Below are 22,489 nucleotides of genomic sequence, written 5' to 3' on the forward strand. Positions count from 1 at the left end.
TCAGTGGGTCAAAAAGTACATCCAATTGGAATGCGTGTAGGCATCATCCGTGACTGGGATGCTAAATGGTATGCTGAAAAAGAGTATGCTGAATTTCTACATGAAGATTTGAAAATCCGTAAATTTATCGCATCTAAACTTGCTGATGCCGCTGTGTCTACAGTTGAGATCGAGCGTGCAGCAAACCGCGTGAATATTTCAATCCACACAGCTAAACCAGGTATGGTTATCGGTAAAGGCGGATCTGAAGTCGAAAACCTAAGAAAAGAATTAAATAGCCTAACTGGCAAACGAGTTCACATCAACATCGTTGAAATCAAAAAACCAGATTTAGATGCTAAATTAGTAGGCGAAGGAATCGCACGTCAATTAGAAAACCGTGTTGCTTTCCGTCGTGCTCAAAAACAAGCGATCCAACGCACAATGCGTTCTGGCGCTAAAGGAATCAAAACACAAGTTTCTGGCCGTCTAAATGGTGCGGATATCGCTCGTTCAGAAGGTTACTCAGAAGGAACAGTTCCACTTCATACATTACGTGCGGACATTGATTACGCATGGGAAGAAGCAGATACAACATACGGAAAACTAGGAGTTAAAGTGTGGATTTATCGTGGAGAAGTTCTTCCAACTAAAAAGAACACTGAGAAAGGAGGGAAATAAACATGTTAGTACCTAAACGTGTAAAACACCGTCGTGAGTTCCGCGGAAAAATGCGTGGCGAAGCGAAAGGCGGAAAAGAAGTAGCATTCGGTGAATACGGCTTACAAGCTGTTGAATCACACTGGATCACAAACCGTCAAATCGAAGCTGCCCGTATCGCAATGACTCGTTATATGAAACGTGGCGGGAAAGTATGGATCAAAATTTTCCCTCACAAATCTTATACTGCCAAAGCTATCGGGGTACGTATGGGTTCTGGTAAAGGGGCTCCTGAAGGATGGGTATCACCAGTTAAACGTGGTAAAATCATGTTTGAAATTGCCGGTGTACCTGAAGAAGTTGCGCGCGAAGCGCTACGTCTTGCTTCTCACAAATTACCAGTGAAAACGAAGATCGTAAAACGTGAGGAAATGGGTGGTGAATCGAATGAAGGTTAAAGAAATCAGAGAATTAACCACTGCCGAAATGCTAGATCAAGAAAAACAATTGAAAGAAGAATTGTTCAATCTTAGATTCCAATTAGCAACAGGTCAATTAGAAAACACTGCACGTATCAAAGAAGTACGTAAATCGATTGCACGCATTAAAACAGTATTGCGTGAACAAGTTAAGTAATAGTGGAAGGAGGCCATTTAGCGTATGACTGAAGAAAGAAATCAACGCAAAGTTTACCAAGGTCGCGTGGTATCAGACAAAATGGATAAAACTATCTCTGTTGTCGTTGAAACAAAGAAAAACCACCCTATCTACGGCAAACGTCTGAACTATTCTAAGAAATACAAAGCACACGATGAAAACAACGAAGCAAAAGTTGGCGATATCGTGAAAATTATGGAAACTCGTCCATTATCAGCTACGAAACGTTTCCGTCTAGTAGAGATTGTTGAAAAGGCAGTGATTATCTAATCACACGAGATTTTCCTATATAGATTGTGAATTGCAAAATCTGAAAGGAGGATACACATCGTGATCCAAGCAGAAAGCCGATTAAGAGTGGCGGACAACTCAGGTGCCCGTGAAATTCTAACGATCAAAGTCCTTGGCGGATCTGGTCGTAAAACTGCCAATATTGGTGACGTGATTGTTGCTACGGTTAAACAAGCAACGCCAGGTGGGGTTGTCAAAAAAGGTGACGTCGTTAAAGCCGTTATCGTTCGTACTAAATCAGGAGCTCGTCGTACAGACGGTTCATACATCAAATTCGATGAAAATGCTGCGGTTATTATCCGTGACGATAAGAGCCCTCGTGGAACTCGTATCTTTGGCCCAGTTGCCCGCGAATTGCGTGAAGGCAACTTTATGAAGATCGTTTCCCTAGCACCAGAAGTATTGTAATAGTGATTCTTATCTAAAGGAGGTGCGAAACAAACATGTTTGTTAAAAAAGGCGATAAAGTTAAAGTTATCACTGGTAAAGACAAAAACAAAGAAGGCGTTGTGCTAGCAGCGTTTCCTAAAAATGACAAAGTCGTTGTTGAAGGTGTCAATGTTGTCAAAAAACACCAAAAACCTTCTCAAACTGCTCCTCAAGGCGGAATCGTTGAAATGGAAGCACCAATTCATGTTTCTAACGTGATGGTGGTTGATCCATCGAACGGTGAAGCTACGCGTGTCGGTTACAAAGAAGTTGACGGCAAAAAAGTCCGCGTTTCTAAGAAAACCGGAGAAGTTCTTGATAAATAATCTGATGAAGGAAGGAGGGGCTAACAGATGAACCGCCTTAAAGAAAAATATTCAAAAGAAGTTGTCCCATCATTAATGGACAAATTTAACTACAGCTCAATCATGGAAGCACCAAAAGTTGATAAAATCGTTATCAACATGGGTGTCGGTGACGCTGTTTCTAATGCTAAAAACTTAGACAAAGCTGTTGAAGAATTACAATTGATCTCAGGTCAAAAACCATTGATCACAAAAGCAAAAAAATCTATCGCAGGATTCCGTTTACGTGAAGGAATGCCAATCGGTGCGAAAGTAACTCTACGCGGCGAAAGAATGTATGAATTCTTAGATAAACTAGTAAGTGTGTCATTGCCACGTGTCCGTGACTTCCACGGTGTGAGCAAAAAAGCGTTCGACGGACGCGGAAACTACACTTTAGGTATCAAAGAACAATTGATTTTCCCTGAAGTAGATTATGATTTGATCGACAAAGTACGTGGTATGGATATCGTGATTGTAACAACAGCAAACACAGATGAAGAATCTCGTGAATTGTTGACACAATTAGGCATGCCATTCCAAAAATAAAAAAAGGAGGCGAACTACGTGGCTAAAAAATCAATGATTGCTAAAAACAAACGCCCTGCTAAATTCTCAACGCAAGAATATACTCGTTGTGAACGTTGCGGACGTCCACATTCAGTTTATCGTAAATTTCATCTTTGCCGTATTTGCTTCCGCGAACTTGCCTATAAAGGACAAATTCCCGGCGTGAAGAAAGCTAGCTGGTAAACTATACTCGCATAAAGGAGGTAAATTATCCCATGGTCATGACAGATCCAATTGCAGATTTTCTAACGCGCGTGCGTAACGCAAACATGGTTAAACACGAAAGCCTAGAAGTACCTGCTTCAAAAATCAAACGTGATATCGCTGAAATCTTGAAACGTGAAGGTTTCGTCCGCGATGTTGAATACATTGAAGATGACAAACAAGGCGTGATCCGCGTATTTCTTAAATACGGTAAAAACGGTGAACGTGTTATCACAAACTTAAAACGTATCTCTAAACCAGGCTTGCGTGCTTATGTCAAAGCTGACGAAGTACCAAAAGTATTGAATGGTCTAGGAATCGCGATTATCTCAACTTCTGACGGTGTAATCACTGACAAAGAAGCTAGAGCAAAAAATGTTGGCGGCGAAGTAGTCGCTTATGTATGGTAATTTAAAATATTCCACAAGGAGGTGCCTCTAAGTGAGTCGTATCGGTAATAAGATCGTCGTTCTTCCTGCTGGTGTTGAAATCAAGCAAAACGGAAACGACATTACAGTTAAAGGACCTAAAGGTGAATTAACACGTACTTTCTCTTCTGATATCACAATGAATATCGAAGGAAACGAAGTAACATTCACTCGTCCAAATGATAGTAAAGAAATGAAAACTATCCACGGAACTACCCGTGCAAACTTCAACAACATGGTTGTTGGTGTTTCTGAAGGTTTCCAAAAAGCGTTAGAATTAATCGGGGTTGGGTACCGTGCTCAATTACAAGGAAAAAAACTTGTATTGAACGTTGGTTACTCTCATCCAGTTGAAATCGAAGCGCCAGCTGGAATCGAAATCGAAGTTCCTTCAAACACTTCTGTGATCGTTAAAGGATCAGATAAAGAAGTCGTTGGCGAATTGGCTGCCAATATCCGTGGCGTTCGTCCTCCAGAACCTTACAAAGGCAAAGGAATTCGTTATGTTGGCGAATTTGTACGCCGTAAAGAAGGTAAAACTGGTAAATAGTCGTAATTCTTTACGACTAGCAGCTTAGGCTAGCAAAATTAAAAGAGGTGACAAATTGTGATTACAAAACCAGATAAAAACAAGACACGTCAGAAAAGACATCGTCGTGTACGTAACAAAATCTCTGGTACTGCTGAGTGCCCACGCTTAAACGTGTTCCGTTCGAACAAAAACATCTACGCACAAGTAATTGATGACGTAGCGGGTGTGACGCTAGCAAGTGCCTCTGCCTTAGACAAAGAAGTTTCAGGTGCAACAAAAACTGAACAAGCACAAGCTGTCGGTAAATTAGTCGCAGAACGTGCAGCAGCAAAAGGTATTAAAGTAGTAGTCTTTGACCGTGGTGGATACCTTTACCATGGCCGTGTAGCAGCTTTAGCTGAAGCAGCTCGCGAAAATGGACTGGAATTTTAAGAGAAGGAGGAACACCATTCATGGTTTATATTGATCCAAAACATTTGGAATTAGAAGACCGCGTTGTTGCGATCAACCGTGTAACTAAAGTTGTTAAAGGTGGACGTCGTCTACGTTTTGCTGCATTAGTTGTTGTCGGTGACAAAAACGGACACGTAGGTTTCGGTACTGGTAAAGCGCAAGAAGTACCAGAAGCAATCCGTAAAGCAATCGAAGACGCGAAGAAAAACTTGGTGGAAGTACCAATGGTTGGTTCTACAATCCCTCACGAAGTTATCGGTGTATTCGGCGGCGGACGCATCCTTATGAAACCTGCTGTAGAAGGTTCTGGGGTAGCTGCTGGTGGACCAGTTCGTGCCGTATTGGAATTAGCTGGGGTAGCTGATATCACATCTAAATCTTTAGGTTCTAACACACCAATCAACGTTGTTCGCGCAACAGTTGAAGGTTTAAAACAATTAAAACGCGCTGAAGAAGTGGCAGCACTTCGCGGCAAATCAGTAGAAGAATTAATCGGTTAAGGAGGACACTATAATGGCTGAATTGAAAATTACTTTAAAACGCAGTATTATCGGACGTCCCCAAAACCAACGTGATACTGTAAAAGCGTTAGGTCTTACAAAGTTGAATTCAACAGTTGTAAAACCTGCTAATGATGCAATCAAAGGCATGGTTAACACTGTTTCTCACTTAGTGGACGTTGAAGAGGTCTAAGGATCAGCAGATCTAGTTTGATTAAGGAGGTGCCAAACCTATGAAACTTCATGAATTAAAACCATCAGAAGGCTCACGCCAAGTACGTAACCGTGTCGGACGAGGAACTTCATCTGGTAACGGTAAAACAGCTGGACGTGGACAAAAAGGTCAAAAAGCTCGTTCAGGCGGCGGAGTACGTCTAGGATTCGAAGGTGGACAAACACCATTGTTCCGTCGTTTACCAAAACGTGGCTTTACAAATGTGAACCGCAAAGAATATGCAGTCATCAATCTTGATGTCTTGAACCGCTTTGAAGACGGTGCTGAAGTAACACCTGTTGCTTTACACGAAGCTGGAATCGTCAAAGACGAAAAAGCTGGAATCAAAGTATTAGCTAACGGAGAATTAACGAAGAAATTGACTGTGAAAGCAGCTAAATTCTCAAAAGCAGCTGAAGAAGCAATCGTTGCTGCTGGTGGATCAATCGAGGTGATCTAATGATCAGACTATTGAAGGATGCCTTTAAGGTTAAGGATATTAGATCCAGAATATTGTTCACCGTCTTAATCTTGTTTGTCTTTCGTCTGGGAACACATATTACTGTGCCAGGCGTAGACGCAAGTCGCCTAAATACCATCGCGGATCTACCATTTTTAAACATGTTGAATTTGGTAAGTGGTGGCGCCATGCAACAATTTTCGATTTTCTCGATGGGGGTTTCGCCTTACATCACTGCCTCAATTGTCATTCAGTTGTTGCAGATGGATATCGTCCCTAAATTTGTTGAATGGTCGAAACAAGGTGAAGTGGGTCGTAAGAAATTAAATCAGGCAACACGTTACTTGACGTTGGTATTAGGCTTTGTCCAATCCATGACATTAACGGCTGGATTTAACTATTACACTCAACTCGGGTTTGTAAACAATCCTAATATGGCAACCTATATCGTGATCGGACTGATTTTAACAGCCGGAACGATGTTAGTCACTTGGTTAGGAGAGCAGATCACCGAGCGTGGTATCGGAAACGGTGTGTCAATGATCATCTTTGCGGGGATCATTTCACGCTTACCAGCAAGCATCAAAGAATTGATTGAAGATTACTTCATTAACGTGGATCAATCGGATATCTGGCTAAATGCTATCTTTATGGCGCTGCTTGTGATCGCTGTGTTGATCGTCATTACTTTAGTAACGTATGTTCAACAGGCAGAACGCAAGATTCCGATCCAATATACAAAACGGGTAGCAGGAGCGCCTACCAGCAGTTACCTTCCTTTGAAAGTAAATGCTGCCGGGGTTATCCCAGTTATCTTTGCCAGTTCTTTTATTACAACACCAAATGCGATCATTCAAGCATTAGGTAGTTCATATAGAGGAGAAACTTGGTACGAAGTGGTGCAAACGATCTTTAGTTACAACACTGTACCGGGTGCGATCATCTACACTGTCTTGATTGTTGCGTTTACCTTCTTCTACGCATTTGTTCAAGTGAACCCTGAGAAATTAGCGGAAAACTTGCAAAAACAAGGAAGTTACATTCCGAGTGTGCGTCCTGGTAAAGGAACAGAAGAATATGTATCGCGTTTGTTGATGCGATTAAGCACGGTGGGATCGATCTTTTTAGGATTGGTTGCTTTACTTCCAATCATCGCTCAGATGGCTTGGAATTTACCGCAATCGATCGGACTAGGTGGAACGAGTCTATTGATCATTATCGGTGTGGCACTTGATACTGCCAAGCAGTTAGAAGGGCTTATGCTGAAACGGAAATATACTGGTTTCATCAATTAAAGTTATTGAAGTGTTGAGGATTTCCTCAACACTATTCAAAAACTTACAGGAGGAATTAGAATGAACTTCATTTTAATGGGATTACCTGGTGCTGGAAAAGGTACTCAGGCAGAACGTATCGTTGCTGAATACGGTCTTCCTCATATTTCAACAGGCGATATGTTTCGGGCTGCGATGGCGAACGAAACAGAACTAGGCCTTAAAGCAAAATCATACATGGATCAAGGCGCATTAGTTCCTGATGAGGTTACAAATGGGATCGTTAAAGAACGTTTAGCTGAACCTGATACCGAGAAAGGTTTCTTATTAGATGGTTTTCCTCGTACTTTGGATCAAGCAAAAGCGTTAGATGAGATGCTAGCTGACCTTAACAAAAAACTTGATGCCGTTATTGATATTCATGTTCCTGAAGAAGTTCTTGTAGAACGTTTAGCCGGCCGCTTCATGTGCCGCAATTGTGGGGCAACTTATCATAAATTGTTCAATCCTCCCAAAGAGGAAGGAACATGTGATCGTTGTGGAAGTCATGACTTCTACCAGCGTGAAGATGATAAGCCTGAGACGGTCAAAAATCGTCTAGCTGTCAATATCAAAAGCAGTGAACCAATTTTGACTTATTACAAAGACAAAGGGTTATTGCAATCGATTGATGGGGATCGCGACATCGACGCTGTATTCAAAGATGTTCAAAAGATCATTGACTAATCATAGATTGCCCGAGTCCAACTTGCAGCTTAAAACTTTCTCTTGAAATCTTTGACAGGATATGATAGAATATGTCAGTCCGACTTCTACTTTTTATTAAGTAGGAGCATAGTTTGAGAATATCAGGTGGGAACCGAGTTTCCGCCATTTTATCGTGTGAAAATCACAAGTACAAGGAGGTACTGTGCGTGGCAAAAGAAGATATGATTGAAGTCGAAGGTACAGTCGTCGAAACTTTGCCGAATGCAATGTTTAAAGTAGAATTGGAAAACGGACACCAAGTTCTAGCGACCGTTTCTGGTAAGATCCGGATGCACTACATTCGTATTTTACCTGGAGACAAAGTAACGGTGGAATTATCCCCGTATGATCTGAACCGTGGCCGCATTACTTATCGCTTTAAATAATTGTACTCCGTAAAACCACAGGAGGTATTATCATGAAAGTAAGACCATCAGTAAAACCAATGTGCGAACATTGTAAAGTAATTCGTCGTAAAGGACGCGTTATGGTGATTTGCCCAGCAAATCCAAAACATAAACAACGTCAAGGATAATCGGAGGTGTAACAAATATGGCTCGTATTGCAGGAGTAGATATTCCTCGTGATAAACGTGTGGTCGTTTCACTTACTTATATCTATGGTATTGGTAACACGACTGCAAAACAAATTTTAGCTGACGCTGGCGTGTCTGAAGAAGTTCGTGTTCGTGATTTAACGAATGAACAAACAGATGCTATCCGTGCAGAAGTTGATAAATTAAAAGTTGAAGGTGACCTTCGTCGTGAAGTGAACTTAAACATCAAACGATTGATGGAAATCGGTTCTTACCGTGGGATCCGTCATCGCCGTGGATTGCCAGTTCGTGGACAAAACACGAAAAACAATGCACGTACTCGTAAAGGCCCGTCTAAAACAGTCGCAGGCAAGAAAAAATAATTCCTAAGTGAAGGAGGTTAAAACTTCATGGCAGCAAAAAAAGTGAGTCGTAAACGCCGTGTGAAAAAGAATATTGAAGCGGGTATTGCACATATTCACTCAACATTCAATAATACAATCGTAATGATCACTGATACTCATGGTAATGCATTAGCATGGTCATCAGCTGGTTCATTAGGTTTCAAAGGAAGCAAAAAATCTACTCCTTTTGCCGCTCAAATGGCAGCAGAAACAGCTACCAAAGCAGCAATGGAACACGGATTAAGAACTGTTGAAGTAACAGTTAAAGGACCTGGTTCTGGACGTGAAGCAGCAATTCGTTCATTACAAGCAGCAGGTTTGGAAGTGAGTGCGATCCGTGACGTGACTCCAGTCCCTCATAATGGATGCCGCCCTCCAAAACGCCGTCGTGTTTAATGAGTGCTGCTCATTTTGAGTGTAACAAATACGTCATTGAACAAGACACTTTTCGTTTTGAAAGGGGTAATAGATAAGAATGATTGAATTCGAAAAACCAAGAATCGCAAAGATTGATGAAGACAAAGATTATGGCAAGTTCATCGTGGAACCTCTTGAAAGAGGCTACGGAACTACACTAGGAAATTCCCTACGTCGTATTTTATTATCTTCTTTACCTGGTGCGGCAATCACCAATATTCAAATCGATGGAGTTTTACACGAATTCTCAACTGTTAAGGGTGTTCGGGAAGACGTTGCTCAAATCATCTTGAATATTAAAGGTCTTGCATTGAAAATGTACGGGGATGAAGAAAAGACCCTTGAAATTGATATTTCAGGACCTGCTACAGTAACTGCTGGCGATATCATCGTTGATAGTGATGTAGAAATCCTTAACAAAGATATGTATATCTGTACCGTTTCTGAAGGTGCTACGTTCCATGCTCGCTTAACAGTGAAACCTGGCCGCGGCTACGTTCAAGCGGACGAAAACAAAAAAGAAGACATGCCAATCGGCGTTCTTCCAGTCGATTCAATCTATACACCAGTACGTCGTGTCAACTATCAAGTAGAAAACACACGTGTCGGTCGTCGAGATGATTTCGACAAATTAACGATGGAAATATGGACTGATGGCTCAATCGAACCATTGGAAGCAATGAGTTTGTCTGCGAAAATCATGACTGAACATTTAGACATCTTTGTTAACCTAACTGATGAAGCGAAAAACGCTGAAATCATGGTTGAAAAAGAAGAAACACAAAAAGAAAAAATGTTGGAAATGACGATCGAAGAATTAGACTTATCTGTTCGTTCATACAACTGTCTAAAACGTGCAGGAATCAATACTGTACAAGAATTGACAAACAAATCTGAACCAGAAATGATCAAAGTAAGAAACTTAGGCCGTAAATCTCTTGAAGAGGTCAAAGTGAAATTACATGATTTAGGTTTAGGACTACGTAAAGACGATTAAACCGTTTTCGATTACGTTAGTTCGGTTCGTCTGACCGATACAACATTCGAAAGTGAAGGAGGGAAACCACGTGAGTTATCGTAAACTAGGACGCACATCTAGCCAACGTAAAGCGATGTTGCGTGATTTGACAACTGATTTATTCATTAACGAACGTATCGTTACGACTGAAGCTCGTGCGAAAGAAGTTCGTTCAACTGCAGAAAAAATGATCACTTTAGGTAAACGTGGTGATTTGCATGCACGTCGTCAAGCAGCAGCATTCGTTCGTAATGAAGTTGCAAGTGTACGTGAAGAAAACGAAGAAGTAGTTATTGAATCAGCATTACAAAAATTATTCAATGATATCGCTCCTCGTTACACAGATCGCCAAGGTGGATATACTCGTATCTTGAAAACAGAACCAAGACGCGGAGATGCTGCACCAATGGTTATCCTAGAACTTGTTTAAAATCACACTTATCATCACTTTATAGATGTTTACTAAGAGTGTTATGATGTTGGAAGAAACTTTCCGAGTCTAGCTCAGCGCCTACACCTCGATGTATTTCGAGGTGTACGCACTCATCATAAAGTGCTTTTTTTTTACTTTCGATTACCTGTCAAGACAGGTAATGGCAAGTGAAAAAAAGATCTGGAGACAAATCGTGCGTGAATCATTGAAAAACGTGCGCTTTTTTGGTAGTGTTAGAAAGAATTAATCGCAAATGAAGGAGTCTATCATGAAGCCAATCATTGAATTGAATGCTATTACTGTGCGTTATAGTGAAGAAGAGCGTGCCGCGTTAAATAACGTATCCTTTTCCATCAACAAAGGGGAATGGGTGGCGTTGATCGGCCATAACGGCTCTGGAAAATCAACTTTAGCAAAAACCATCAATGGCTTGATCTTGCCGCAAGAAGGCAGTGTTTCTGTCGGCGAATTGCCTTTGAATGAAGAAAATATCTGGAATATTCGAAAAATGGTCGGTATGGTCTTTCAAAACCCTGACAATCAATTCGTTGGTTCGACGGTGGAAGATGATGTGGCTTTCGGTTTGGAAAATCAAGGAATCCCACGTGAAGAAATGCTGGTTCGTGTCAAAGACGCTCTGGAACAAGTACGGATGAGCGAGTTTGCGACCCGGGAACCCGCGCGTCTTTCTGGTGGTCAAAAACAGCGGGTAGCCATTGCGGGCGTCGTTGCATTGCGTCCAGATATCATCATTCTTGATGAAGCCACTAGTATGCTAGATCCAGAAGGTCGTGAAGAAGTGATCGCAACGATCAAAAAAATCAAAGAAAAAAACAATTTGACCGTGTTATCGATCACCCATGATATCGATGAAGCAGCCAACGCCAATCGGGTGCTGGTGATGCGTCAAGGAGAGCTCGTCCGCGAAGGGACACCCGCAGAGATTTTTTCTGCAGGTCCAGAACTGATTGAGCTAGGCTTAGATCTGCCATTTCCTGAAAAATTAAAGGCGTCACTAAAACAGCGGGGCGTCACGGTACCGCAAGCGTACTTAACTGAAGAAGGGATGGTGGATTGGCTATGGACATCCGTTTTGAACAAGTAGGATTCACCTACCAACCGCATTCTCCGTTTGAACAGCGAGTTTTGTTCGATATCGATTTAGAGATCAAAGAAGGCTCTTATACCGCCTTAGTCGGTCATACGGGTAGCGGAAAATCTACGTTGCTGCAGCACTTGAATGCATTATTAAAACCAACGACTGGCACGGTCACGATCGGTGAGCGAGTCATCAAACCCGAGACAGACAACAAAAATCTAAAACCGTTACGTAAAAAAGTCGGGATCGTTTTTCAATTTCCTGAATCCCAATTATTTGAAGAAACCGTTGCGAGAGATATCGCTTTTGGACCGAAAAACTTTGGGGTCTCCGAAGAAGCAGCCAAAGGTTTAGCCCAAGAATACATTCAATTGGTAGGTTTAGATGAAAGTTTTCTGGAACGTTCACCATTTGACCTTTCAGGGGGGCAAATGCGCCGTGTAGCGATTGCTGGGGTCTTGGCTATGGAACCAGAAGTTTTGGTCTTAGACGAGCCGACAGCTGGCTTAGATCCACAAGGACGCAAAGAGATGATGGAAATGTTTGATCGCCTGCATCGGGAAAAGAACATGACGATCATTTTAGTGACCCACTTGATGGATGATGTGGCAAACTATGCTGATTATGTCTATGTGTTAGAAAAAGGCCGTCTCGTCAAAGCAGGCACGCCGTCTGTTGTGTTTCAAGACACTGCCTGGCTGCAAGAAAAGCAGCTAGGGGTACCGACAGCAACTGCATTTGCGGAGCAACTACAAGCCAGAGGATTGGCATTTGAGCAGTTGCCGCTAACAGCTGATGAGCTGGCAGATGTTTTAGTAGCAAAGGGGGCGACTGCCCATGATGAATAAACTGATTTTCGGTCGTTTTATTCCTGGGGACTCCTTGATCCACCGTTTAGATCCACGAGTCAAATTGATTGCTAGTTTTTATTTTATCGCGATTATCTTTTTGGCGAATAATTGGCAAAGCTATTTATTAGCGGGTGCTTTTACGCTCTTTTGTATCTCCTTTTCAAAAATCGATTTTGGCTTCTTTATTCGAGGCGTGCGTCCTTTGATTTGGCTGATTTTGTTTACCGTGGCGTTACAGATTTTATTTACTACCGGCGGTGACGTCTATTGGTCTTGGTGGATCTTTAACATCACAGAATTTGGTGTCCAAAATGGGATCTTTATTTTTTGTCGTTTTGTTTTGATCATTTTCATGTCGACTCTGTTGACGTTAACGACGCCCCCATTAGAGCTTTCAGATGCGATCGAATACATTTTGCGTCCTTTAAAAGCGATCCGTTTCCCTGTCCATGAAATCTCACTGATGCTGTCGATTGCGTTGCGCTTTGTACCAACCTTGATGGATGAAACAGAAAAAATTATGAATGCTCAGCGTGCCCGCGGGGTCGATTTCGGCGAAGGGGGACTGTTGCAGAAGATGAAGGCGATCGTTCCTTTATTGATTCCTTTATTTGTCAGCAGCTTTAACCGTGCGGAAGATCTAGCTACCGCTATGGAAGCCAGAGGCTATCAAGGCGGCGAAGGGCGTACCAAGTATCGTATTTTGCACTGGCACCAACGGGACACATTGGTTGTCATCGTTTTTGCGCTCTTTACAGTAGCGTTAGTGTTCTTAAGAGGATAATCGAAGACCTATGATTGAAGTCAACCCACGAAAGGTTCTTAACGAAGCAACGAGACTGCTCGCAATCCCAGCGGCTGGTTCGAAAAGGCCTGTCGATCGATCAGACTTTTCTCATAGGCCTTTTTTTGAAAAAATAGAAAGAAACAGGTGATTCAATGGTCCGCTATAAAGCGACGATCGCTTATGATGGCACGAATTTTCAAGGATTTCAACGTCAACCCAATGGACGAACGGTTCAAGAAGAGATTGAAAAGACATTAACGAAGATGAACAATGGTCAGCCGATTCAGATTCATGGCTCTGGCCGCACCGATGCGGGTGTCCATGCGCAAGGGCAAGTGATCCACTTCGATTTCCCTCAAAAGCGTCCACTGGAAAAAATGCGCTTTGGTTTAGATACCCAAACGCCAGAAGATGTTGCGGTAAAATCGGTGGAGATCGTTGACGATACCTTCCATGCCCGCTACTTAGTCATTGAAAAAACCTACCAGTTTCGGGTAGACATTGGGAAGCCCCGCAGTCCTTTCCGCCGTCATTATGCAAGTTATTATCCGTATCCGCTAGATTTGGAAAAAATCCAACGGGCGTTGCCAGATTTTTTAGGCACCCATGACTTTACCAGTTTTTGTGCGACGGGCAGTTCAGTCGATGACAAGACGCGGACGATCCATGAGGCGTCCATGGCGGTCAATGACGCTGGAGATGAGTTGATTTTTACCTTTCGCGGCGATGGATTTTTGTACAAGATGATCCGGATCATGGTGGGCACATTGCTGAAAATCGGCAATGGACGGATCGCACCTGACAGCATTCCTGCAATCATTGCGCAAAAAGACCGAAATGCGGCAGGTCCCACGGCTCATCCAGAAGGATTGTATTTGGTTCATGTTGCTTATGAATAAGGAAAAACACAAGCTTCGCTGCTCTTACACAACAAGAGAAAGCGAAAGCTTGTGTTTTTATTTTTTCTCAGGCAAAACAGAGGTGGTTTCTTGCCAATCTTCAGTCCTTGCCGTCGCGTTTTTAGGCGCAGCAGTGGTGGGTGTTTTTTCCAAGGTACCGGCAGCGACTAAGGCGGCGATGGCTACCAAAAATGCGAAAAGCAAGTAAAGCAGCCAGCTCCAAGCAACGTGATAGCGATTGCCGATGCCTAAAAAGATCATTTGTCCGACAGGTCCCCCTAGCATTACAATGGTGGAAAAGATCCCGCTGCTGATGGCGAGATGTTCTTCATCAATCTCACGAATCAGATGTGCCGAAAAACGTGGATTGATTTTTCCAATCAGATAGCCTTCAGCAAAGAGCAGCGCAATCATGAGCCAACGGTTATGCAGGAAGAGAAAATTCAAGGTCAACAGACATAAAACGAAAGAGGTATACGCAATCAAGCGAACCAGACCGGTATTCTTGAACCAGTCGGCAGCAAACAAGGCGCCAGCGACCATACCGATCGAAGTAGCGATGCCTGCCATCGCAACGGTGTTGCCATAAGTGGCAAACCAAAGCGCAAGGTCATCCAACAGCTGGAGATTTAGTAGACCGCTCGTACTAGCAGCTAAGGTATTGATCAGTAAGGCAAAGAGGATCATCTTTTTAAGAAAAGCCGTACCAGTCAATAATTTAAAAGTATCCGAGAAATTCTGAAAGAGTGGTGTTGCTGCTTGATTGATTTTCCCTGGCACCGCATAGAAGAGCGAGCGGTTCCAGAAGATCACGATCGCGGCTAAGAAAAACGTCACGGCATTGATCAAACCAAAAGCCGCAAAATTATTATTCAGTAAAATGATACCCCAAGCACCGATGCCTTGAAAGACGATTTGAACGGTGGTTTGACACGCCATTTGAAAGCCCATGGCACTGTCTAAGGAATCAGCAGGCACAAGACGGCGAACATAGGGCAGCTGTAACCCAGAACAATAAGCGCCCAAACAATCAGATACAATGTTGATGCCTAGCAAAAGGAAGAAAGACCATAAACTAGGCGGCAGTTGGATCAAAAAAGCGAGTGCCACGAAAAGGACTCCTTGTAATAGTCGACTGCTGATCATCCATTGCACTTTGTTTTTGGTACGATCGGCTAGATAGCCGGTCAGGATCCGTAAGAGATCAGGGATCAGCAGTGCCATGGAGGCTAAGGAAACAGCAAGGGCATTAAAGGGTAAAGTACTGGCATAAACTACAAAGACGATATTAAATAAACTCATGCCGATACCGCTGAGTAAGGCGGCGTTGACTAAGGCACGATAGCCGTTGTTTTGTTGATATTCTTTCATCGAAATCATCCTTTCACGTTCTACGTTGTAAAATCAGTATAGGATGCTTTATACTAAGAGAAGAAAATAATCCACTATAGTGGAATTTAAATGTACCAGGAGCATACCAGAGGTTACTGTCACGAGTGATTAGCAGTTAAAAGAGTGGCATGTAAATAAGGTGCCGCAGATTTTGCTCCTCAACATTTTATAGGTTTGAATCTAAACTTGAATCTAGAACAGGAAAATTTAATTGCGGAGCTTCATTCGTGAAGTGGGATTGGTTTGGTGTTTGTAGACCGATCGTTGTGAGGAGGATGGTTATGGAAGAAGGAAAACTGTACCGACAATTGCGCAAAGAGCGCGGCTATACGATCGCTCACGTGGCGGATGAACAAAACAGTCGCTCGTTTATCAGTAAATTTGAGCAAGGTGCTTCAAGTATCAGTATTCATCGATTGGAACGCTTATTAGAAAATATCCATGTCACAGTGGAGGAGTTTTATTATTTGCGTGCGCAACAAAAGGGCGTAAAAGGTCACGACAACCTGATGAGCTTTCCCAGCTATATGACGAGCGAATTTATGGATTTACTGGATCGAATTTTAGGGATCAACAAAGAAGCTTATTTGAGTAACGCCCACGCCCAGAGAAGCAAAGAAGGGCTGGAGGAAATGCGTAGCGAACTGATCGCCGCTTCCAAACAGCATTCTTTTGTTTTTCTGTACCTTGAGATCACAAAGGAGATACATGAAATCAATCTCTCAGGTCCTAAACCCGATCACTCTTCTGGCGACTATATGGAAAAGCTTCGCACCAAAACCCGCCCCGTCATTTCCTACCTTACGAAAGTAGACAACTGGGGCGTTTATGAGATTTTGCTGTTTCGTTATTTTCAATTCTTGTTTCCTGTCGAAACCTCCTATCACTTACTGCAGATCGCTATCTCTCGCACAAAAAAAGAACAAGGTTTGTCCTTGATGCGAGAAATTCAAATGGATTTGATTTTTAGTTGTTTTACGACGTTTGTCAATTTTCGCCGCCTGGAGTGGGCAAAAGAGGTGTTGACCATTGCAGAGGAATTATTGGCAGATCGCGGAGACATGCTAAACAGTACGCATCTTCTTTGCTATCAAGGATGGTACTGGTATATTTATGGCGATCAAGAAAAAGGACTGTTGAAAATCGATCAAGGGCTTTCGATCTTTCGCGTCTTAAAACAAACCAAAATGGTTAAATTATGGGAGCGATCGTTGCACTCCATCAAGAAAAATGCGGAAGAACCCAACAGTTATCTTATGTTTCGCTAAACGCTCTAAGGGCTAACGGGCTAGGCATTGCTCCCCGAATCGAAGGGGATCTAGCGGGTAATGGATGCTAAGACCACTAGAGCGAACAACTGCGGAACCTGAGCACAAAAAAGAACCAAACTCACCGATCATTGAGCGACACCCATAAGTCAGCGTTTGCTCTAACTTAAGGAGATCGCCTCAAAAAGACGAGTTGGTTCTTTTTCGATTAGGTTTCTGGTGGTTGATCCATGAGTTGGCGTTGGTTGTCCAAGACTTGCTTTTTGGCTACTTGTTTCTGGTAAAACCAAGCAAACAAGATAAACAATGCGATGCAGCCAAAGAACAAGCAAACACCGATAACAAAGCCTTGCGGCAAGAAGGAGAGTTCCAAGTGATGGGTGCCACTTGGGATCGTCACACTGATAAAGCCATCTTGAAAGGCGGTAATTGGAACTTCTTTGCCGTCAAGCGTAGCAGTCCAGCCCTTGTCATAAGGGATGGTCGTTACAAGCTGCTGCTCTTTTTCAGTCGTGACATCGGCTTTGGCACTGCGTTCGCCGACCGTCATAGCGACCCCTCGATCTTGGATCGCATCAATGGCTTGTTGGTAGGCGTTGGTATCCAAGGTCACGACTTGCGGGTTTTGGAAGGAGATTTCAGGCGTTCCGTAGAAGCTGACGGTGAATTGAACCGTCGTATCGGTCTCATAATGTCCTAAGTCGTAGTATTGACCGTTGATACTGATTTGCGTTTCTCGCTGCTGACCGTTGACTGTCACGGTGGCAGATGAGCTTTCCAATTCTCCGAAGTTGGCAGGGAAGAGACTCAAGTACGCTTGCGAGTTCGCCGGAACCTCCACTTGCCAAGTCACTTCTTTTGCGACATTGCTTTCTTGCTCAGTAAATTTCATATACATGCCGTCATTGGTGATATCTGTATTTTTACTATGGATCACCGTGATCGGCTGAAAGGCAAAATACTCTAAATTTAAATCGGCCAAGCCATTGAAAAGATTTTTCTGGCTCGTCAAGTTGTCGTTTTGCGGCTGTTCAATCGATTCGATGGTCGGTTCAGCCAAGAAACCTAGAGGTAACGCATTTTGATTTTCATAGAGCTTGTATTCACCAGATTCTCCGACTCGTTGAAAGCCGTATTTGGTGAGATTTGGCTTGGAGATATTGTATTTGATTCCTGTAAAAGCATCCATCAGCAAGGTATTATTCGGATAGCGGATATTTAAATTGGTGCCGCGAGACCGAAAGCCCAGCTTATCCAGGTAGCTTGAGGAATTGCGGTTACGAATTGAAGAAAACATGCTGACCCCGCTGTAGCCATAATTGATACTGTCGTTGGAAGAAACAGGATCAAGGTTTTCTAATCGGAAAAAGGTATCATTGTCTTCGTTGGCTTGAGTGACTAGTTTTTTGATGTCCGGATAAGGTTCTGTATACAAACTACGAGAAGCATAGTTCCAATCATTCAAAATTCCGCGAACCATGCCGCTCGTATTGACGGCCATTTCTCCGCAGACGAAGATCAGCATCAAGATCGTCACTCGTTTTTGTGTTAAAAGACCTAATTGCCCGAACCCAATACATAACAAGTAAAGAACAAAGAATACGATCGTTAGCGCAAAGGAAGTAGCGGAAACATATTCATAGGTTCCGGCTCCTTTCAATGCGTAGGAGAGGGCAAATACCACGATCGTAGAAAGACCAATAATGAGAAACAATCCGCGATCTTTTTGCTGAAGTTGCTCCCATCCGTATCCCGCCAGCATGATCACTAAGAAAGAGAACAAATAGGCATAGCGGAAAAGGAACATATTTGGGGCATGCATCCCGTGCCAAAAAAGATTCATCGGCACGATATAAAAACTGGCGATCAAAACAGCAAACATGCCAGCGTATAAGAATTTATCCTTCAAGCGGATTTTCTTCGAAACAAAATATAAAATACACAACAGCAACGGCAATAAGCCGATATAGATGAAGGGAATGGAGCCGTATTTTGTCGTATCGTAAACACCGATCATGTTTTTCATCACGAGATCAAAGACATCGGTGGCTTCGGTTTTAAAGGAAGAAATCGTCGTCAATTCTTCCCCGTTCGACCGCAAATCTAATAAGGCAGGTAAGATGATCACCATTGAGGCGCCGCCAGCTAACAAAGAGGTGATGCCGTAAGGAATGATCGCCCCGCGAGCTTGCTTCCAGTTGCGACCCAATTGAACCAAGAAATACATCACGGAAAAGAGACCGATCATAAAGCCCATGTAAAAACTGGATAAAAATAACAGCAGATAACTGATAAATAACACGACTGTTTTTTTCTTTTTCACTAACCGGTCAATACCTAAAATCACTAGCGGTAGATAGATCATGGCATCAAGCCACATGATCAGTTCCGAATGGGCGGTGATGAAGGACATCAAGGCATAACAGACTGCTAAGGTCACATGCTGCCAACGTTGGATCTTAAAGGTTTGGCTGGCATAGAACCAAAACGCCAAGCCCGCACTGCCGATTTTGATCAAGGTTAAAAAGTACAGCGCATCTGGCATTAGCTGATTTGGGAAAAATAAGACGAGGGGAGTGAAGATTCCCCCTAAATAATAGGAGATCAATGCCAGATAATTTAAGCCTAAAGAGGCGTCCCATGTATAAAAGATACTTTGCTTGCCTAAGAGCATATTGCGAAAGCTGGCATGAAAGTTTGAGAATTGCGAAAAGGCATCACTGGCTAAGACACTGCGGCTGCTGCCGGGGTAGATACCGATGGTCAAATAGATCACTGCCATGATAAGAAACGGCAAGAAGAAACTAGCAAGCATATAAGGCCAATGTTGTTTGGCAAATGTTTTTATTTTCGTCACAAGAAGTCACCTGTTCTTTATCAATTTTTTCTTAGTTTACCACAGGTGAATCGATTAAAAAAACAAAGACCTATTTTCTTTAATGAAAACCTAAGTGAAAGCGCACCAAAGAAAAAAAGGGTACAAAAAAAGCCGTTCAAAACGAACGGCCGAAAAGGTCTAATTATACGCGCTCAACTTTTCCAGATTTCAAAGCACGAGTTGACACCCAAACTTTTTTAGGTTTTCCGTCAATCATAACGCGAACTTTTTGCAAGTTAGGTTTCACAGTACGTTTTGTCGCATTCATTGCGTGAGAACGATTGTTTCCACTTGCAGTTTTACGTCCAGTAAAGTAACAAACTTTAGCCATGTGGTTATTTCCTCCTTTGCCTTGATGTTGGAGCGCTATTTCAGCTCATACCATCTGAATTTATCACAGAAAGGTGAGAAAAGCAAGAGTAATTTTCAAGAAACATTGACTTTTCCCAGTAAACATTGTAAATTAAACAAGGTCGAAATGCAAGACGTTTGGTCAGAAAGCCCCTTTTCATATGTCTCATCCTTTTATTTGCGGTACAGCTATGATAAAATATGTAAGAAGAAAGATGGGTCATGCCCATTGAAGGAGGCTATAAAATGGCTGTAAAAATTCAAACCTCATCAGGTATTATTGAAATCAGCAATGAAGTCATTGCAACAGTGGTCGGAGGCGCAGCAACAGATGTGTTCGGCATTGTTGGTATGGCTAGCAAGAAACAAATCAAAGATAACATCAATGAAATTTTACGAAAAGAAAATTATTCTCGCGGTGTCGTTGTCCGCCAAGAAGAAAACGGCATTGCAGTGGATGTATACACGATTGTTAGCTATGGAACAAAAATTTCCGAAGTTTCCCGCAACGTGCAGGAAAAAGTGAAATACAACTTAGAAACGATGCTAGGTGTATCTGCGAACTCGGTAAATGTATTTGTTCAAGGCGTACGTGTACTGCCAGATTAGGCAAGGGATCCGTTCATGGCGGATGATTTTAAGGAGGACTATCTAAGTGAAGGTAACGAATATCAGCGCAAGTCAGTTTCAAGAAATGGTGCAGGCAGGCGCGGCTCGTCTACAAGTTAATGCAGAGTTTGTCAACTCATTGAATGTGTTTCCTGTTCCAGATGGAGACACCGGGACAAACATGAATCTATCCATGACCAGTGGAGCAAAAGCTGTCGCAGATGCGACTTCAGAAAACGTCGGCGATCTTGCCGCTACACTTTCAAAAGGACTATTGATGGGCGCACGTGGGAATTCCGGCGTCATTTTGTCTCAATTATTCCGCGGTTTTTCTAAAGCTATCCCGACCGCAGAAACACTCACTGCACCAGAATTGGCTCAAGCCTTTACTCATGGAGTAGAAACCGCCTATAAAGCAGTCATGAAACCTGTGGAAGGAACCATCTTGACTGTGGCACGCATCTCAGCTGAATATGGCGAGAAAAAAGCACAAACTACCGATGATTGTATCGAAGTGATGAAAGCCGTGGTTCACGGCGCAAAACGTTCATTGGCGAAAACCCCTGATCTATTGCCCGTCTTAAAAGAAGTCGGCGTGGTAGATAGCGGCGGTCAAGGATTGTTGTTTATCTATGAAGGCTTCTTAAATGCATTGACTGGGGAATACCCAGCCGATGAAATCTTCGAACCTTCCCCAGCGGCTATGGACGAAATGGTCAATGCCGAACATCATCGCAGCGTTCAAGGGCACTTAGCGACAGAAGACATCACCTTTGGTTACTGTACAGAAATCATGGTGAAGATCGGTGAAGGTCCGACTGTAGATAGTGAATTTGATTATGAAACATTCCGTAATTACTTAAACGAGTTAGGGGATTCCTTATTAGTGGTCAATGACGATGAGATCATCAAAGTCCATGTCCATACGGAACATCCCGGCGAAGTTATGAATTATGGTCAAAAATTCGGTTCGTTGGTGAAAATCAAAGTCGATAACATGCGTCTTCAGCATGAAACGATCTTGGAACACGATCAGCAAGAAGCAAAAACTGCACCAGTAAAACGTCCGCGGACACCATTTGCGATCATCGCGATCGCGGCTGGCGAAGGCTTGAAAGAATTGTTTACTAGCCTAGGCGCTTCTTATGTCATCAGTGGTGGCCAAACGATGAACCCAAGTACAGAAGACATTTTGGTGGCAATCAATGAAGTCAATGCTGATCAAGTGATCGTATTACCGAACAACAAAAATATCTTTATGGCTGCGCAGCAAGCAGCGGAAGTTTCCGAGATTCCAGTAGCGGTTGTTGAAACACGGACGATCTCTCAAGGGATGACGGCGATGCTAGCCTTCCACGAGCAATCCACACTAGCTGAAAACCAGCAAGCGATGACTGATGTCTTAGCAAGTGTTGTCAGTGGCTCAGTGACCCATGCGATTCGTAATACATCAATTGATGGCATCGAAATCACAGAAGGCGACTTCTTAGGAATGGTGGACGGCAAAATCGTTGTTTCTGTTCCTGATCGTTTCTCTGCTTCTATGACTACCTTAGAAAAAATGATCACAGAAGATACTGAGATCGTCACCATCATTATCGGTGAAGAAGGCAAAGCCAAAGAAGCAGCGAAAATCGAAGAAGCGATCGTTGAACTGCATCCTGAGATCGAAGTAGAGATCCATCAAGGAGATCAGCCGGTTTATCCATATCTTTTCTCAGCAGAATAAACAAATTAGGCGGCGGGGGCAAAAATCGTAGATGATTTTTGGCTCCGTCTTTTTCTATGAATGCAGGAACCCCTGCA

At 42.9% G+C, this 22,489-nt stretch carries 32 protein-coding genes; 29 read left to right on the forward strand and 3 right to left on the reverse strand.

The window, feature by feature from the left end:
* Positions 1 to 3 precede the first annotated feature (3 nt).
* The 26 genes from rpsC (at position 4) to truA (ending at position 14,185) form a co-directional block, all read left to right on the forward strand.
* The gene (rpsC, locus tag A5877_RS10210; RefSeq protein ID WP_005226916.1) at positions 4 to 660 is read left to right on the forward strand and encodes a 30S ribosomal protein S3; all 657 of its coding nucleotides are present in this window, start codon (positions 4 to 6) and stop codon (positions 658 to 660) included.
* A 2-nt stretch (positions 661 to 662) separates the two neighbouring features.
* Entirely contained in the window at positions 663 to 1,097 is a 435-nt protein-coding gene (gene rplP / locus A5877_RS10215; protein WP_005226918.1) for a 50S ribosomal protein L16, read from the forward strand.
* Complete coding sequence (gene rpmC / locus A5877_RS10220) at positions 1,087 to 1,275, forward strand: 50S ribosomal protein L29 (RefSeq protein ID WP_005232529.1); 189 nt, start codon at positions 1,087 to 1,089, stop codon at positions 1,273 to 1,275. The genes rplP and rpmC overlap by 11 nt, the downstream gene beginning before the upstream one ends.
* Positions 1,276 to 1,299: 24 nt before the next feature.
* The gene (rpsQ, locus tag A5877_RS10225; protein WP_005232528.1) at positions 1,300 to 1,566 is read left to right on the forward strand and encodes a 30S ribosomal protein S17; all 267 of its coding nucleotides are present in this window, start codon (positions 1,300 to 1,302) and stop codon (positions 1,564 to 1,566) included.
* A 60-nt stretch (positions 1,567 to 1,626) separates the two neighbouring features.
* Positions 1,627 to 1,995: a 50S ribosomal protein L14 gene (gene rplN / locus A5877_RS10230; protein ID WP_003128006.1), complete on the forward strand. Its 369-nt coding sequence runs from the start codon at positions 1,627 to 1,629 to the stop codon at positions 1,993 to 1,995.
* 35 nt (positions 1,996 to 2,030) lie between these two features.
* The gene (rplX, locus tag A5877_RS10235) at positions 2,031 to 2,342 is read left to right on the forward strand and encodes a 50S ribosomal protein L24 (RefSeq protein WP_005232526.1); all 312 of its coding nucleotides are present in this window, start codon (positions 2,031 to 2,033) and stop codon (positions 2,340 to 2,342) included.
* 27 nt (positions 2,343 to 2,369) lie between these two features.
* Positions 2,370 to 2,909, forward strand: coding sequence for a 50S ribosomal protein L5 (gene rplE, locus A5877_RS10240; RefSeq protein ID WP_005227088.1), 540 nt, complete (start codon positions 2,370 to 2,372; stop codon positions 2,907 to 2,909).
* An 18-nt stretch (positions 2,910 to 2,927) separates the two neighbouring features.
* Positions 2,928 to 3,113: a type Z 30S ribosomal protein S14 gene (locus A5877_RS10245; protein ID WP_003128010.1), complete on the forward strand. Its 186-nt coding sequence runs from the start codon at positions 2,928 to 2,930 to the stop codon at positions 3,111 to 3,113.
* Positions 3,114 to 3,145: 32 nt separating this feature from the next.
* Positions 3,146 to 3,544, forward strand: coding sequence for a 30S ribosomal protein S8 (gene rpsH / locus A5877_RS10250; protein WP_005227093.1), 399 nt, complete (start codon positions 3,146 to 3,148; stop codon positions 3,542 to 3,544).
* A 31-nt stretch (positions 3,545 to 3,575) separates the two neighbouring features.
* A complete protein-coding gene (gene rplF, locus A5877_RS10255) occupies positions 3,576 to 4,112 on the forward strand; it encodes a 50S ribosomal protein L6 (protein WP_005227095.1) in 537 nt (178 codons plus the stop codon).
* A gap of 57 nt (positions 4,113 to 4,169) precedes the next feature.
* Positions 4,170 to 4,526 carry a 50S ribosomal protein L18 gene (rplR, locus tag A5877_RS10260; RefSeq protein ID WP_005227097.1) on the forward strand — a complete coding sequence of 119 codons (357 nt, stop codon included), beginning with the start codon at positions 4,170 to 4,172 and terminating at the stop codon, positions 4,524 to 4,526.
* A 20-nt stretch (positions 4,527 to 4,546) separates the two neighbouring features.
* Positions 4,547 to 5,047 (forward strand): 30S ribosomal protein S5, encoded by a 501-nt coding sequence (gene rpsE / locus A5877_RS10265; RefSeq protein ID WP_003128014.1) that lies wholly within the window; start codon positions 4,547 to 4,549, stop codon positions 5,045 to 5,047.
* Between the two features lie 13 nt (positions 5,048 to 5,060).
* Positions 5,061 to 5,240 (forward strand): 50S ribosomal protein L30, encoded by a 180-nt coding sequence (gene rpmD / locus A5877_RS10270; RefSeq protein ID WP_003128015.1) that lies wholly within the window; start codon positions 5,061 to 5,063, stop codon positions 5,238 to 5,240.
* Positions 5,241 to 5,280: 40 nt separating this feature from the next.
* Positions 5,281 to 5,721 (forward strand): 50S ribosomal protein L15, encoded by a 441-nt coding sequence (gene rplO / locus A5877_RS10275; protein WP_003128016.1) that lies wholly within the window; start codon positions 5,281 to 5,283, stop codon positions 5,719 to 5,721.
* Positions 5,721 to 7,016, forward strand: a complete 1,296-nt coding sequence (gene secY, locus A5877_RS10280) for a preprotein translocase subunit SecY (protein WP_005227099.1) — start codon at positions 5,721 to 5,723, stop codon at positions 7,014 to 7,016. The genes rplO and secY overlap by 1 nt, the downstream gene beginning before the upstream one ends.
* 60 nt (positions 7,017 to 7,076) lie before the next feature.
* Positions 7,077 to 7,721 carry an adenylate kinase gene (locus A5877_RS10285; RefSeq protein WP_086298991.1) on the forward strand — a complete coding sequence of 215 codons (645 nt, stop codon included), beginning with the start codon at positions 7,077 to 7,079 and terminating at the stop codon, positions 7,719 to 7,721.
* 188 nt (positions 7,722 to 7,909) lie between these two features.
* Positions 7,910 to 8,128, forward strand: coding sequence for a translation initiation factor IF-1 (infA, locus tag A5877_RS10290; protein WP_002288695.1), 219 nt, complete (start codon positions 7,910 to 7,912; stop codon positions 8,126 to 8,128).
* Between the two features lie 32 nt (positions 8,129 to 8,160).
* A complete protein-coding gene (rpmJ, locus tag A5877_RS10295; protein ID WP_002288710.1) occupies positions 8,161 to 8,277 on the forward strand; it encodes a 50S ribosomal protein L36 in 117 nt (38 codons plus the stop codon).
* 17 nt (positions 8,278 to 8,294) lie between these two features.
* Positions 8,295 to 8,660 carry a 30S ribosomal protein S13 gene (rpsM, locus tag A5877_RS10300; RefSeq protein ID WP_005227102.1) on the forward strand — a complete coding sequence of 122 codons (366 nt, stop codon included), beginning with the start codon at positions 8,295 to 8,297 and terminating at the stop codon, positions 8,658 to 8,660.
* 27 nt (positions 8,661 to 8,687) lie between these two features.
* Positions 8,688 to 9,077, forward strand: coding sequence for a 30S ribosomal protein S11 (rpsK, locus tag A5877_RS10305; RefSeq protein WP_005227104.1), 390 nt, complete (start codon positions 8,688 to 8,690; stop codon positions 9,075 to 9,077).
* Between the two features lie 79 nt (positions 9,078 to 9,156).
* The gene (locus A5877_RS10310; RefSeq protein ID WP_008376367.1) at positions 9,157 to 10,095 is read left to right on the forward strand and encodes a DNA-directed RNA polymerase subunit alpha; all 939 of its coding nucleotides are present in this window, start codon (positions 9,157 to 9,159) and stop codon (positions 10,093 to 10,095) included.
* Positions 10,096 to 10,165: 70 nt separating this feature from the next.
* Positions 10,166 to 10,546 (forward strand): 50S ribosomal protein L17, encoded by a 381-nt coding sequence (gene rplQ / locus A5877_RS10315; RefSeq protein WP_003128038.1) that lies wholly within the window; start codon positions 10,166 to 10,168, stop codon positions 10,544 to 10,546.
* Positions 10,547 to 10,817: 271 nt separating this feature from the next.
* Complete coding sequence (locus A5877_RS10320) at positions 10,818 to 11,654, forward strand: energy-coupling factor ABC transporter ATP-binding protein (protein WP_086316785.1); 837 nt, start codon at positions 10,818 to 10,820, stop codon at positions 11,652 to 11,654.
* A complete protein-coding gene (locus tag A5877_RS10325) occupies positions 11,630 to 12,496 on the forward strand; it encodes an energy-coupling factor ABC transporter ATP-binding protein (protein ID WP_005232516.1) in 867 nt (288 codons plus the stop codon). The genes A5877_RS10320 and A5877_RS10325 overlap by 25 nt, the downstream gene beginning before the upstream one ends.
* Complete coding sequence (locus A5877_RS10330) at positions 12,486 to 13,283, forward strand: energy-coupling factor transporter transmembrane protein EcfT (protein ID WP_005227113.1); 798 nt, start codon at positions 12,486 to 12,488, stop codon at positions 13,281 to 13,283. The genes A5877_RS10325 and A5877_RS10330 overlap by 11 nt, the downstream gene beginning before the upstream one ends.
* Positions 13,284 to 13,438: 155 nt before the next feature.
* Positions 13,439 to 14,185, forward strand: a complete 747-nt coding sequence (gene truA / locus A5877_RS10335) for a tRNA pseudouridine(38-40) synthase TruA (protein ID WP_008376361.1) — start codon at positions 13,439 to 13,441, stop codon at positions 14,183 to 14,185.
* Between the two features lie 57 nt (positions 14,186 to 14,242).
* On the opposite strand, the gene A5877_RS10340 is transcribed toward truA, so the two are convergent.
* A complete protein-coding gene (locus A5877_RS10340; RefSeq protein ID WP_086298992.1) occupies positions 14,243 to 15,556 on the reverse strand; it encodes an MFS transporter in 1,314 nt (437 codons plus the stop codon).
* A gap of 302 nt (positions 15,557 to 15,858) precedes the next feature.
* Here A5877_RS10340 and A5877_RS10345 point away from each other — a divergent pair, with 302 nt between their 5' ends.
* On the forward strand, positions 15,859 to 16,845 hold the full coding sequence (locus A5877_RS10345) for an Rgg/GadR/MutR family transcriptional regulator (protein WP_086298993.1): 987 nt from the start codon (positions 15,859 to 15,861) through the stop codon (positions 16,843 to 16,845).
* Between the two features lie 208 nt (positions 16,846 to 17,053).
* Here A5877_RS10345 and A5877_RS10350 read toward each other — a convergent pair whose 3' ends face one another.
* Together A5877_RS10350 and rpmB are read right to left on the reverse strand one after the other, a co-directional pair.
* The gene (locus A5877_RS10350) at positions 17,054 to 19,702 is read right to left on the reverse strand and encodes a YfhO family protein (protein WP_086316786.1); all 2,649 of its coding nucleotides are present in this window, start codon (positions 19,700 to 19,702) and stop codon (positions 17,054 to 17,056) included.
* A gap of 163 nt (positions 19,703 to 19,865) precedes the next feature.
* Positions 19,866 to 20,054, reverse strand: coding sequence for a 50S ribosomal protein L28 (gene rpmB / locus A5877_RS10360; protein ID WP_005232504.1), 189 nt, complete (start codon positions 20,052 to 20,054; stop codon positions 19,866 to 19,868).
* 266 nt (positions 20,055 to 20,320) lie between these two features.
* On the opposite strand from rpmB, the gene A5877_RS10370 reads away from it, so the two are divergent.
* Positions 20,321 to 20,683 carry an Asp23/Gls24 family envelope stress response protein gene (locus A5877_RS10370; RefSeq protein WP_005227125.1) on the forward strand — a complete coding sequence of 121 codons (363 nt, stop codon included), beginning with the start codon at positions 20,321 to 20,323 and terminating at the stop codon, positions 20,681 to 20,683.
* Positions 20,684 to 20,729: 46 nt separating this feature from the next.
* A complete protein-coding gene (locus tag A5877_RS10375) occupies positions 20,730 to 22,412 on the forward strand; it encodes a DAK2 domain-containing protein (protein WP_005232500.1) in 1,683 nt (560 codons plus the stop codon).
* Positions 22,413 to 22,489 lie beyond the last annotated feature (77 nt).

The organism is Enterococcus sp. 3C7_DIV0644 (assembly GCF_002141235.1).
Classification (GTDB): domain Bacteria; phylum Bacillota; class Bacilli; order Lactobacillales; family Enterococcaceae; genus Enterococcus_D; species Enterococcus_D entomosocium.